This is a genomic window from Myxococcus sp. CA051A (assembly GCF_013336705.1).
GTDB classification, from domain to species: domain Bacteria; phylum Myxococcota; class Myxococcia; order Myxococcales; family Myxococcaceae; genus Myxococcus; species Myxococcus llanfairpwllgwyngyllgogerychwyrndrobwllllantysiliogogogochensis.
Genome location: NZ_JABUMS010000008.1, coordinates 125905 through 138135 on the forward strand (window position 1 = coordinate 125905; position 12231 = coordinate 138135).

Genomic DNA, 12231 nt, shown 5'->3' on the forward strand with positions numbered 1-12231 from the left:
CACCAGCGCGGCCTGACACACTTCCAGCAGTTCGACATCCCGACGCCGACGCGCCACGAGGACGTTGAGCGACCCGTCCCGCCGAGCCTCGGTGTCTCAGTTCACCTTTCGTGGGGGGTCAGCGAATGCGGAATCGACAATCATGGTGGTGTGGGGCCGCGGTGATGATGACGGTCCTGGTGCCGGCAGCGGCGCGGGCCTTCGCCGAGGACGTGTGCTACCCGAAGGGCTCGGGGACGGTGGCGAACTGCACGACGTTGCCCAAGAGCTGTTCACTCAAGGAGCCGACGAGCCCCCGGTGCCGCGCCGAGGCGCTGGAGGTGCTCCTCTCGGCCCCGAACAAGTTCGACGGAGGGCGGAGCGTCGTCCATTCCGACGCCACCTACCTCATGGCGCGGGCTGTGGGCTTCTCCTTCTCCGATGCCTATTGGATTGCGGCCTACGACGAGGCGACCGACCTCGGTCAATTCATCCCGCGAGACATTTACGGGCAGCCCGTGCCGGGTGCGGCGGACCTGACCACGGTCGACGTCAGTGGACTGGTGCGCACCAACCTCAGCACGGGAGGCGTGCTCTACCACTACCTGGCGCCCTACAACGGCGTGCTGGCGGTGCCGCCCACGGGGGTGAATGGGCTCGCGCCCGAGGTCGATGACGCGGACATCGAGGTGATGCTCGCCCACACGCGTGCATGGGCGATGGAGGGCGCGGGCGCCGCCGCGCCGTTGTGCACCGCGGGCCTGACGGTGGCGAGCCCCAGGGGAGACCTCGCGACCGGCTCGGCCTGCTACACCGACAAGGGCGGCGAGTCGGTGGAGGTGAAGGGGCTCATCGGCCTGTACGACGACCTGGCGATTCCCTTCACCCTCTCCACGGGGGAGCAGGTGATCTCCGTGTCTTCCGACAGCGGCACGCCTCCCGTGCTCTCCAATCAGTTCGACACCTGGGTCGGTGGCGGCGCGTCCCATGTGGCGGATGCGCGGCTCGGCATCCACCTGCACGCGCTGGCGGACCGCATCTCCCACCACGTCTGCACGGACCGCGCGGAGTTCGTCGGCCCCCTTGGCGTCGACGGTGGCTTCCGCCAGGACTTCACGGGCCATGAATGTGGCCAGGGGCTCCATTCCCTCCGGCACCTGTATGAGATTGGCGTCGACTTCTCCAAGCTCAGCCCGCAGGACCGCACCACGGCCGCCACGCTCTCCGCTGTCTATGACGAACTGGTGGTCTTCGCTCGACTGAGGGGGGTGCTCATCCCCGCCGCGACGGAGCCCGCCTTCAAGGCGGCGTTGATCAACGGGCAGCTCCTGCCCGCCATGCAAACGCCTGAAGTGCTGTCTCGGCTCGCCAGGCTCAGCGCCACGGCCTGTGGACGGGGCTGGTCGCCGTTCCCCGGGTCACCGAGCTGCCCGCGAACCACTCCCGAACCAGAGGAGTGAGCAGCGCCCGGGGAGGGGCGTGTCCAGCTTCGCGCCTCTCCCTGGAACGCCTCGTGCCTGCTCGGAGGCGACCGCGCATCCGCCGACTCCGAGCTTCAACAGGACGGCTACGGGCAGATGAAACGGATGTCCGTATAGTAGGGCGTCACCTGGCCCGACACCGTGATGTACCCCTCACAGTCGTAGTGCCAGGCCCCGGCCCAGGTCGTCTTGGTCGCGCTGGTGTAATAGGTCCGGTGCTCGCCGTACCGCACTTCTCCGCCCGGCGGCTCTGAGTGCTGCTCCACCGTGCTCACCTCGGCCGCGGGAGTTGCCTCCTCGGACTGCTCCGGGGGCGGCCCACCGCAAGCGCTGGCCAGCAGCGCGGACATCCCAACGACCCAACGGGACAGCGTCATCATGAACTCCTTGTGACAAGTATCGATGTTTCAATTGTAACCCTAGCAAGGTCCATCATCGGGCGTCCATCCAGCGCCAGCCTCGCGCCGCGGAGGGTGACTCGTGGCCAGCCGCGAAGAGGTCCTGCTGTCGACGGGGAACAAGAACGTCGTGCGCCTGATATCCGAGCGCGAGACTGACACTCCACAATCCCTCACATGTGGCGCTCAACTTCGGAGCGAACGTACCGCGCGACTCGAATGTTCGCCCAGGCGTGCGGCTCCTTCGACACAAACCGGGACGGATGTCCTCGCCTGGACGGAGGGCCTGTCAGCCCGATGAACCAGGCGGCCACGTCGTCTTGGGCACACCGTGGCCGTGTGCGATGCTTTGCCCATGGCGGATGCGCTCGAATCAGACGCGGCGGCTCCAGGAGGGATGGACCGCCGCCGGTTCCTGACGTGGGTGGTGGCTTCTCCCACGTTGATGATTGCAGCCCGGCTGGGGCTGGACGTGCCCGAGGCGGCGGCAGCCGAAGCGCCCGTGACGGAGGCGCAGACGCCGCTCAGCCTCTACATCGCCATCCAGTTGGACGGGCGTGTCGTCACCACGCTGCCGCGTACCGAGATGGGCCAGGGCATCACCACGGCCGTGGCCATGCTGGTCGCCGAAGAGCTCGACGTGGCGCTCGACTCGGTCGACGTGCGCAGCGCCGACGCGGACCCTCGCTGGCTCATCCAGCTCACCGGGCTGTCCTCGACGATGCGCTACCTGGCGGGGCCGCTTCGCTCCGCCGCGGCGGAGGCCCGGGCACGGATCGTCACCGCCGCCGCGCTCCGCCTTCGGGCCCTCGCCTTCACCCTCACCACCGCCAACGGTGAGGTGCACGCACCCGACGGCCGCCGTGTCGGCTATGGCGAACTGGCGGAGGACGCCGCGCACGTGCTGCTGCCCGCGGTCTCCTCCCAGCCCAAGCCTCCGAGCGAGTACACCGTGGTCGGTCGACCCACGGGACGCATCGACGCGCTGGACATCGTCACCGGTGCGGCGCGCTATGCGCTGGACCTCGACGTCCCCGGGGCACTGCCCGCGGTGGTGGCTCGGCCTCCGACGCTGCGAGGCACCGTCCAATCCTTCAACGATGCCGTGGCCCGAGCGATGCCAGGCGTGGTCGGCGTGGTGCCCCTGGCCTCGGGTGTGGCGGTGGTGGCCCAGACCTTCGCGCAGGCGTTCGCGGCGCGCGACGCCCTGCAGGTCTCCTGGGCAGCGGGCCCGGCCAGCACGCTGTCCGACGTCGACATCCGGGCCCGGCTGCGCGACGCGATAGGTCCCAGGCCCCTGCCCCCGCTGCTGACGACCCGGACCGTGGAAGGACGCTTCGACTTCCCCTACCTCGCGCATGCGACGATGGAGACCCAGAGCTGCGTGGCCCGGGTGCAGGGGAATCAAGCGGAGATCTGGCTCGGAGCGCAGGACCCCAAGTACGCGCAGCGCGAGGTCGCCAGGGCGCTCGGCTGGGACCTCGCCCCGCAGCGAGTCACCGTGCACGTCGTCCGGGCCGGTGGCGGCTTCGGTCGCAGGTTCTTCAATCAGGTCGCGGTGGAAGCCGCGCTCGTCTCGCGCGCCATTGGCCGGCCGGTGAAGTTGATGTGGAGCCGCAACGACGACATGCGCCACGGACACTTCCGGCCCGCCAGCCACCACCGCATCCTCGCCCACCTGGGACTGGGAGGAAGCCTCCTCGGCTGGAACCACCGCGCCGCCATTCCCACCGTGGAGCTCCCTCACGGCTTTGGAGATGTGCTCACGGCGCTCGCGGGCGAAGTCCTCCCCAACGTGACGAGCGCGGTGTTCTTCGCCCTCTCCCAGCGCCTCCACTACCGGTTCGGCCTGGTGGGCCACGAGCTGCGCGAGGTCGCGATTCCGATTCCCACCGCCTCCTTCCGCTCGGTGTTCACCAGTCAGGTGGGCGTCGCCAACGAGGTCTTCGTCGACCAGTTGGCTCGCGAGCTCCAGGTCGACCCCGTGGCCCTGAGGCGCTCGCGGCTCACGTCCAGCCGGCTCAAGGCGGTCCTGGAGAAGGTCGTGTCCGAGGGCCAGTGGGGCCGAGCGCTGCCGCCCGGAGTGGCCCAGGGCGTCGCCGTCCTCGAGGAGTGGGAGAGCGCCATCGCGCACCTCATCGAAGTGGACGTCACGGGAGGCACGCCTCGGGTGCTGCGCGTGGTCATCGCCGCGGATGTCGGCCTGCCCATCAACCCGAAGGGCATCGAGGCGCAGCTCCAGGGCGCGGCGGTGGACGCGATGTCCACCACCCTGAGCGCGGGCCTCCACATCGACGCGGGAGCGGTGCGCGAGGGCAGCTTCGCGGACTACCGGTGGCTGCGGATGAAGCACGTCCCGTCCGACATCCAGGTGCACCTGGTCCGGTCGGATGACCGCGTGGGCGGCGTGGGAGAGCTGGGTTATCCCAGCGCCGCGGCGGCCCTGGCCAACGCGATTGCCCGGGCGACCGGGACGATGCCCACCCGCTTCCCCATCCTCGACGAGGGAGTCTGACCATGGTGGCCCATCAATTCATCCTCAATGGTCAGTCGGTGACGGTGGAGACGCCCGCGGACCTGCCCCTGCTGTGGGTGCTCCGCGATGTGCTGGGTGTCACCGGCCCCAAGTATGGCTGCGGGGTAGGCGTGTGCGGCGCCTGCACCAGCCACCTGGATGGAGAAGCCTTCCGTCCCTGCATCCACCCCGTGGGAAGCACGGCGGGCCGCGAGGTGATGACCATCGAGGGACTGGGCGCCCAGGGGCTGCATCCCGTGCAGCAGGCGTGGGTGACCGAGGACGTGGCCCAGTGTGGCTTCTGTCAGCCGGGGCAGATCATGGCCGCCGTCGCGCTGCTGAGGAAGAACTCCCACCCATCCGACGCGGACATCGACGCCGCCATGAGCGAGAACGTCTGTCGATGCGGCACCTATGTCCGCATCCGGGCCGCCATCAAACGCGCGGCGTTGTTGCTGCGAAGTGGAGCGGGCGTCAACGGCGGGTGATGCCGTGAGCCGCTGCATCCCGTGCTGGCGTGGACTCCCTTCGAACAGGGAGTCCACCCGGGCTCACGCGGCGACGCGCTACTCCTCGGCGCGGACCCAGTGCTGGGTGCGGCCCAGCAGCGACATGCCGATGTAGCCACGGACCTTCAGCTTCTTGCCGCCGTCCTCAAGGGCGATCTTGCACTTGTAGGTCTTGCCGTTCGCCGGGTCGAGGATGGTGCCACCGGTCCACTCGTCGTCGTCCTTCTTCAGGTCGCGCAGGATGGTCATCCCGATGATGGGCTGGTCCTTGAGCGAGCCCTGGCACTTGTCACAGACCGGGTTCTGCTCTTCCTTGGGGTCGCGGAAGAGCTTTTCAATCTTGCCGACGAGCTTGCCGTCCTCCTCGGAGATGACGATGACCGACTTGGGCTTCTTGGTCTCGTCATCGATGGTCGTCCACTTGCCGACGGCGCCATTCGTCGCGGCGGGAGCGGGGGCCTTGTCCTCGGCCAGGGCACTCGAGGCAAGCATCAGGGTCAGGGAAGCGAGTCCGAACCACCGGGTTGCATTCATGTCTTGAGGTCCTTCTGCGCGGGGGGCTCACAACGGAGGGGGCTTGCGCTCAAGCGTCCCATCACGTCGTTTGTACTCCACCGCTGTGCGGACCGGCAGCCCTTCCTCGCGTTCTGTGCAGCGCTCAAACGTGCCGCTTCGCGGCATGCACGGCCCGTGGTGCCTCCCCTGCATGGTGGAGTTGTCACCCCGGGAGGCGCGCCCCCATGCTGACGAGGAGACGGCGAGCCCCCTATGCTGCCGTCATCGGACGCCCGGTGCCCGCGAGGCAGCCCCGCCGCATTATCAATCAGGCCTTACAAGCCCATGGGCTTCGGCGCGCCTGGTCCACTCAGGACCCGGGGCCTACCTTTCTTCGTGAACAGGGTGCGGCAGACCCGAACTGACCCCCGGCGCGCGTCGGACAGACCGGCTCGAGGCCGTCGTCGCGGGCACCGCGCGAGCGGGCGGCCAGGCAGGGGCTCCGAAAGACCCACGGGAGGTAGCGCCATGAAGAAGCGCGGACTTGGGAAGAGCGACCTGGAAGTCTCGGCCATTGGACTTGGCTGCATGGGCATGAGCTTCGGCTTCGGCCCTGCGATGGACCGGCAGCAAGCGATTGCGCTCATCCGGGCGGCCGTCGAGAAGGGCGTCACGTTCTTCGACACCGCCGAAGTCTATGGTCCCTACACGAACGAGGAGCTCGTGGGCGAGGCGCTCGCGCCCTTCCGCAAGCAGGTGGCCATCGCCACCAAGTTCGGGTTCAAGCTCGATGAGAACGGGAAGCAGGCCGGCATGGACAGCCGGCCCGAGCACATCAAGCAGGTCGCCGAAGCCTCGCTCAAGCGGCTCAAGGTCGAGACCATCGACCTCTTCTACCAACACCGTGTGGACCCGAACGTGCCCATCGAGGACGTCGCGGGCGCGGTGAAGGACCTGATCCGCGAAGGCAAGGTGCGGCACTTCGGGCTCTCCGAAGCTGGTGCGCAGACTGTCCGTCGGGCGCACGCGGTCCAGCCCGTCACGGCGCTGCAGAACGAGTACTCGCTCTGGTGGAGACGGCCGGAGGAGGACCTGCTGCCGACCCTCGAGGAGCTGGACATCGGCCTCGTCGCCTTCAGTCCGCTCGGCAAGGGCTTCCTGACGGGGAAGATCGACGAGACGACCTCCTTCGCCAAGGACGACTTCCGCAACATCGTCCCGCGATTCACCGCAGAGGCCCGAAAGGCGAACCAGGCCCTGGTCGACCTGCTGACCCAGGTCGCCGCCAGGAAGCAGGCAACGCCCGCGCAGATTGCTCTCGCGTGGCTGCTCGCCCAGAAGCCGTGGATCGTCCCCATCCCAGGCACCACGAAGTTGCACCGCCTCGAGGAGAACCTCGGCGCGGCCCGCATCGAGCTGACGGCGCAGGACCTTCACGAACTCAGGGACGCGGCCTCGAAAATCACCGTGCAGGGCGCGCGCTACCCGGAGGCGTTGGAGAAGACGACAGGCCGCTGAATCACCGAGCCCCACACACCAGCACAGGCGCTCAGCAATCCTCCGGGGAGCAGCGCCCCGGCCTTTTCGCGAGGACACCGCAGATGCGTGACGTGAAGCGTCCATGCGTGGATGATTGGCCTGATTTCAATCGACGAACTGAGCGTGCTGGTGGCGCCCATCGCCGATGGTTCCATCGGCCCCCCTCGCTCTTCGATGCACGCGAGGGGAAGGGACCCACTCGCCATCTCAAGCGGGTCTCCTTCGAGAAGCGCACCGGCGACCTGCTCTGGCTGCGCTACAAGCCCAGGCGCTGAACTGACTTCACCGTGGGGAGGGCCTTCCTCCTCACTCCTGGGAGAAGGCGAGCCGCAGCTCCCCTTCCGCGTCACGCTCGCCCTTCACGTCCACCACGAGCTTCTCCAGCGTCCCCGTGAAGGCGAACGGCACCTCGTAGCGGGAGCTGACGGCCGTGCCCGTGTTCCGCCCCACGAGTAGGCCATACCCGGTCATGGCGCTGTACATCGCCCCCATCTTGATGCCCTTCAGCGCCCCGACCTGCTCGTCGTCCATCAACAGGACCACGTCGCCCGTGGAGAAGTCCGGCTTGAGGTGCTTTCCCGTCGGCGTGAAGCGCACCCCCAACCTGTGCTGCCCGGCTGGGACCACCCGGGTCGAGGACACGGCGTACTCCTCGATCTTGAGGTAGTTGTGGACGTAGTGCAGCCGGCCCTCCTGGACGAACAGGGTCCATCCACCGAACGCCCCGCCAAAACAAGCCAGCACCCCCTCCGCGCCAGCGTCGGGGAGGGAGACAAACGCGGTGACGGTGTGCGGCTTGCCCAGCAGCGAGGGCCCCGCCAGCGGGTGCAGGTTCGACGTGCCCGTGTAGAACGTATAGCGCTCCTTGGGCAGTGCGGCGACGGGGCGCCCTGGGTCCGCGGCACGCTCATAGCGCCGGTCGTCGAGCGGCCGGACCTGGTACTTCCTGGCCTCGACCTCCCACAGCGCAATCAGTTGCTGGAGCTTCTCGGGGTGCTTCGCGGCGACATCGTCGAACTCCGTCGTGTCGACGTCGGTGTTGTAGAGCTCCCAGCGGTCCTCGTCCCAGGACGTGCCCTTCTTGTGCCACGCCACGGCCGTCCAGCCATCCGACCACAGGGCCCGGCTGCCGAGCATCTCGTAGTACTGCACCTTCTTGCGAGTCTTCGCCGTCGCATCGTCGAACGTATAGGCGAGGCTCACCCCCTGAACGGGCATCTGCTTGACGCCGTTGACTGACATGGGCTCGGGAAGCCCACCCACTTCGAGCAGGGTCGGAACGATATCGATGATGTGGTGGTACTGATTGCGAATCGCTCCCCGCGCTCGAATCCTCGCGGGCCAGGAGATGATGAGCGCGTCGGTGTTGCCCCCCATATGCGTGTCCTGCTTCCACTTCTTGAAGGGCGCGTTCCCCGCGAGGGACCAGCCCATCGGATACAGCGGGTCCGTCTCGGGACCGCCCACCTGGTCCAGGAGCAGGGTCATCTCCTCCACGGTCTCCGGGTTGAAATTCCGATACCGGTCCGTATTCGTGACGCCGTGCTCCAACCCTTCTTGAGACGCCCCGTTGTCGGAGGCGACCAGGATGAGCGTGTTGTCACGGAGCCCCAGTTCGTCGAGCGCGGCGAGCAGGCGACCGATGTGGTGGTCGGCATGGTCGAGCATCCCGGCGAAGGCCTCCTGGAGCCGGCAGTACACCGCCTTCTGCGCCTCGTTCAAGTCGCTCCAGGCGGAGACCGCGAGGTCTCGCGGAGTCAGTCGCGCGCTTTCGGGAAGGATGCCCAGCGCCTTCTGCCGCGCGAGCACCTCCTCGCGGACCTTGTCCCAGCCCTGCGCGAACCGACCCCGGTACTTGTCGACGAACTCCCGGGGCGCATGGAGCGGTGAGTGGCAGGCCCCGAGCGCGAGATACGTGAAGAAGGGTCGCCCGGTGTTCGCCTGTTGCTGGTCCCGGATGTAGGTGATGGTCCGGTCCACCAGGTCTTCGGTCAGGTGATATCCCGGACGCGTGGGCGTCTCGATGAACTGATTGTCCTGGACCAGCAACGGCGCCCACTGGTCGGTCTCTCCGCCGAGGAACCCGTAGAACTTCTCGAAGCCCATCGCGACCGGCCAGCGGTCGAACGGCCCCGCTGCGGTGTAGGCGGTATACGGGGTGAGATGCCACTTCCCGAGGGCCATGGTGTTGTAACCATTCTGCTTCAGTACTTCAGCCACCGTGGCGGCGCTCTTCGGAATCGACCCGTAGCTGCCAGGAAAACCCGTGGCCGCCTCGGTGATGGCGGCGAGCCCCACGGAGTGATGATTGCGACCGGTGAGCAACGCCGCGCGCGAGGGTGAGCAGAGCGCCGTCGTATGGAAGTTGTTGTACCGCAGCCCCGTGCTCGCGAGCGTGTCGAGGTTCGGCGTCTCGATGGGGCCGCCGTAACACCCCAACTGCCCGAAGCCGACATCGTCCAGGAGGATGATGAGCACGTTCGGCGCACCCTCCGGCGCGACCAGGGGGAGCGCGGGTGTCCAGTCGGGCACGGAGTCCTGGTAGGTCTCGCCAATCGTCCCACCAAAGGCAGACGGCTCGGGCGGCAGGACGGTGCGTTCCGGCGTGGAGTGATTGTGTTTCCTGGAAGTCATGCGAGGCCCCCCTCTTCATGGAGAAAAGAGACTGGGGAGCGGAGGGTGCGCAGGCAATGACCACTCCCCGCATGCCGCGAGCGGAAGACACAGCAGCCAATGCTCCTCACGCGTGCCCTCCGGGCGGAAGCTCGCTATCCTAGGAAGGCTTCACATCCCCGAATTTCTCTCCGAGGGTCTCATCATGCGCAAGAGCATCATGGGTGGGCTGTTGGCGGTCGGAATGCTGGCGGGCTGCGGCGGTGTCGACAACGTGGGTGAGGACTCCCAGTTGGGCACGCGCGCGGACGAGCTCCCCTTCTGTGAAGGGTTCTCCTTCGTCACGTACTACAGCGACGCGACCTACAGCGTGCAGGTCGGTCATGGGGACTGCAGCTGTGGCCACACGCTGCGCGTCGTCGGCCAGAAGACGGACTTCGCCGTGTATCTCCCCGAGAACTGTTGAGCAGCGTCGCCCCAAGGAAACCTCGGCCCGCGTGTCGCGCGGGTCGAGCCTCGCGGCGCGGCCGCAGGGCACCGGCCCCCGCGCCGTGGTACGCATCGAGGGCATGAGGATGAGCCTGCATGCGCCGCGCGGTATCGCAGTCATCCTCGGCCTCGGCTTGACGATGGCCGCGTGCAGACCACCAGCGCCTCCCTCCAAATCCCTGACGTGGGTGACCATTCCCGCCACGGACCCTCGGCTGCGCTACACCGGGCGGTCGTACCGCGCACCCACCGGCGTCGTCTTCTCCCACCCCGGAGTCACGATTCGCGCGAGCTTCTGGGGAGACGCCGTGCGGATGCAGCTCAACGACATGGGGCTGGGCGGCGATGCGGGGACCAACTTCTTCGATGTCGTGATTGACGGAGCACCGCCCCAGCAGCTCGCGGTTCATCGCGGCCAGCTCACCTATGTGCTCGCCACCGGCCTGGACGAGGGACGGCACACGGTGGAGCTCGTCAAGCGCACCGAGTCCTCGGTGGGCGCAAGCGAGCTGGTGGCACTGGAGGTCCATGGCGAGCTTCAGGAGCCTCCCGCCCACAAGGGGCTCCGGATGGAGTTCATCGGAGACTCCATCACCTGTGGCTACGGCAACGACGTCACCGTCATCCCCCAGCCACCGCCCTGGAGCGCGCCGACCTTCACCTCGAAGCACCAGAATCCCCAGCGGAGCTACGCCTGGCTCACGGCGCTGGCGCTGGGCGCGGAGCCCGTCCTCCTCTGCTATTCCGGCCGGGGGGTGTATCGCAACCTGGACGCGTCGACGTTGGGACTGCTGCCCGCCATCTACGAGTTCGCCGTCCCGGACCAGGCCGTCCCGTGGGACTTCTCGCGCGAGTCGCCCGACGTGATTGTCGTCAACGCCGGCACCAACGACACCTTCGCCGGCAGTGGCACCGACGCGTACCTTCCAGATGAAGCGACCTTCAAGTCCGCCTACCGGGCCTTCCTCGAGCGACTGCGGACGCTGCACCCACGGGCGCACATCGTCTGCACGCTGGGCAGCATGACGGACGGCCACAAGGACGCCGAAGGGGCTGGCGGGCCGCCGTCGGTGCATGTCGGCCAATGGATTTCCGACCTCGTGGCGGAACGTCACCAACAGGGGGATGCCCGGGTCTACCGCCACGAGATGGCCGAGCAGGTCCCCGAGCTCGACGGTGTCGGCGAGGATTGGCACCCGTCCGCCGCCACGCACCGGAAGATGGCGGCGGCGCTGAGCCAGTTCATCGAGACAGTCGTGTGCCCCTGTCGCACGTCTCCGTGACGTGGACCTGGAACACCGATGAGTCCCCCACCTTCGCGCTCACCGACCTGAGCGGCCACGGCTCAAGCGCTGGCGAGTCTCTTCCGCAGCCAGGCGTCCACCGAGAATCGTCCGGGCCCCACGGTCAGCAGCACCACCGCGATGACGAGGTACAGGAGCGCTATCTCGTAGCTGCCCGTGTGGCCGACGAAGGGGTCTCCCCGAATCACCGCGTGGAAGTGCACCGCGACCGCCATCGTGAAGAAGATTCCCAAGGAGGCCAGGGGCACCAGCGCGCCCAGAATCCACGCGAGCCCGCCGCCGAACTCGGAGAGCGCCGCCAGCGCCTGGAGCACGCCCGGCGTGGAGGCCTCGGCCCCCATCCAGTGGAACGGGTCCTGAATCTTCGACCAGCCGTGGAACATGAACGCGGCCCCGGCGACGACCCGGAGCAGCAGGAGCCCCGTGCTGGCCAGCGTCGATGGGGGTGGAGGAAACAGCGAGGCGAGCTTCATGGCAGTCCCTTCGAGGAGCGCGGCACCTGGGCCGGAGCGGGGACATAAACCGGCGGGTCCGCGCACGCGCTCTCGCTGCCAATGGATTGGAATCTTGCCGAAGCCGGCGGCCCTCACGCGGGGCGGACACCGCGGGGCCCGGAAAATACAGAAGGCCCGACCCACGAATGGATCGGACCCTCTGGGTGAATCACGAAGTCGTCAGGATGACGATGGGCTTAGATCGGGCGAACGTTCTGAGCCTGCAGGCCCTTGGGGCCCCGGGCGACATCGAACTCCACCTTCTGGCCTTCGGCCAGCGAGCGGAAGCCGTCCGCCTGGATCGACGTGTGGTGGCAGAACAGGTCCTCGCCCCCGCCGTCCTGGGTGATGAAGCCGAAGCCCTTCGCATCGTTGAACCACTTCACGGTACCGGTTGCCATTGCCTTGTTCTTCT

At 67.7% G+C, this 12231-nt stretch carries 11 protein-coding genes; 6 read left to right on the forward strand and 5 right to left on the reverse strand.

Features of this window, described 5'->3' with window-relative positions:
• Positions 1–164 precede the first annotated feature (164 nt).
• Positions 165–1439 (forward strand): hypothetical protein, encoded by a 1275-nt coding sequence (locus tag HUA74_RS23425; RefSeq protein WP_174456323.1) that lies wholly within the window; start codon positions 165–167, stop codon positions 1437–1439.
• 107 nt (positions 1440–1546) lie between these two features.
• On the opposite strand, the gene HUA74_RS23430 is transcribed toward HUA74_RS23425, so the two are convergent.
• Positions 1547–1840: a hypothetical protein gene (locus tag HUA74_RS23430; RefSeq protein ID WP_254614798.1), complete on the reverse strand. Its 294-nt coding sequence runs from the start codon at positions 1838–1840 to the stop codon at positions 1547–1549.
• A gap of 373 nt (positions 1841–2213) precedes the next feature.
• On the opposite strand from HUA74_RS23430, the gene HUA74_RS23435 reads away from it, so the two are divergent.
• Both HUA74_RS23435 and HUA74_RS23440 read left to right on the forward strand, forming a co-directional pair.
• Complete coding sequence (locus tag HUA74_RS23435) at positions 2214–4373, forward strand: molybdopterin cofactor-binding domain-containing protein (protein WP_174456324.1); 2160 nt, start codon at positions 2214–2216, stop codon at positions 4371–4373.
• A gap of 2 nt (positions 4374–4375) precedes the next feature.
• Positions 4376–4861, forward strand: a complete 486-nt coding sequence (locus HUA74_RS23440) for a (2Fe-2S)-binding protein (RefSeq protein ID WP_141640360.1) — start codon at positions 4376–4378, stop codon at positions 4859–4861.
• Between the two features lie 78 nt (positions 4862–4939).
• Here the strand turns inward: HUA74_RS23440 and HUA74_RS23445 are convergent, their stop codons facing one another.
• A complete protein-coding gene (locus HUA74_RS23445) occupies positions 4940–5416 on the reverse strand; it encodes a DUF2147 domain-containing protein (protein ID WP_141640361.1) in 477 nt (158 codons plus the stop codon).
• Positions 5417–5905: 489 nt separating this feature from the next.
• On the opposite strand from HUA74_RS23445, the gene HUA74_RS23450 reads away from it, so the two are divergent.
• Positions 5906–6895 (forward strand): aldo/keto reductase, encoded by a 990-nt coding sequence (locus tag HUA74_RS23450; RefSeq protein ID WP_174456325.1) that lies wholly within the window; start codon positions 5906–5908, stop codon positions 6893–6895.
• Between the two features lie 327 nt (positions 6896–7222).
• Here HUA74_RS23450 and HUA74_RS23455 read toward each other — a convergent pair whose 3' ends face one another.
• Complete coding sequence (locus tag HUA74_RS23455) at positions 7223–9550, reverse strand: arylsulfatase (protein WP_174456326.1); 2328 nt, start codon at positions 9548–9550, stop codon at positions 7223–7225.
• Between the two features lie 184 nt (positions 9551–9734).
• Between HUA74_RS23455 and HUA74_RS23460 the strand changes: the two genes are divergently transcribed.
• Together HUA74_RS23460 and HUA74_RS23465 are read left to right on the forward strand one after the other, a co-directional pair.
• The gene (locus HUA74_RS23460) at positions 9735–9995 is read left to right on the forward strand and encodes a hypothetical protein (protein WP_174456327.1); all 261 of its coding nucleotides are present in this window, start codon (positions 9735–9737) and stop codon (positions 9993–9995) included.
• 109 nt (positions 9996–10104) lie between these two features.
• Positions 10105–11301 carry an SGNH/GDSL hydrolase family protein gene (locus tag HUA74_RS23465; RefSeq protein WP_254625206.1) on the forward strand — a complete coding sequence of 399 codons (1197 nt, stop codon included), beginning with the start codon at positions 10105–10107 and terminating at the stop codon, positions 11299–11301.
• A 62-nt stretch (positions 11302–11363) separates the two neighbouring features.
• On the opposite strand, the gene HUA74_RS23470 is transcribed toward HUA74_RS23465, so the two are convergent.
• Together HUA74_RS23470 and HUA74_RS23475 are read right to left on the reverse strand one after the other, a co-directional pair.
• A complete protein-coding gene (locus tag HUA74_RS23470; protein WP_174456328.1) occupies positions 11364–11795 on the reverse strand; it encodes a DoxX family protein in 432 nt (143 codons plus the stop codon).
• A 218-nt stretch (positions 11796–12013) separates the two neighbouring features.
• Positions 12014–12217 (reverse strand): cold-shock protein, encoded by a 204-nt coding sequence (locus HUA74_RS23475; protein ID WP_141640366.1) that lies wholly within the window; start codon positions 12215–12217, stop codon positions 12014–12016.
• Positions 12218–12231: the final 14 nt, after the last annotated feature.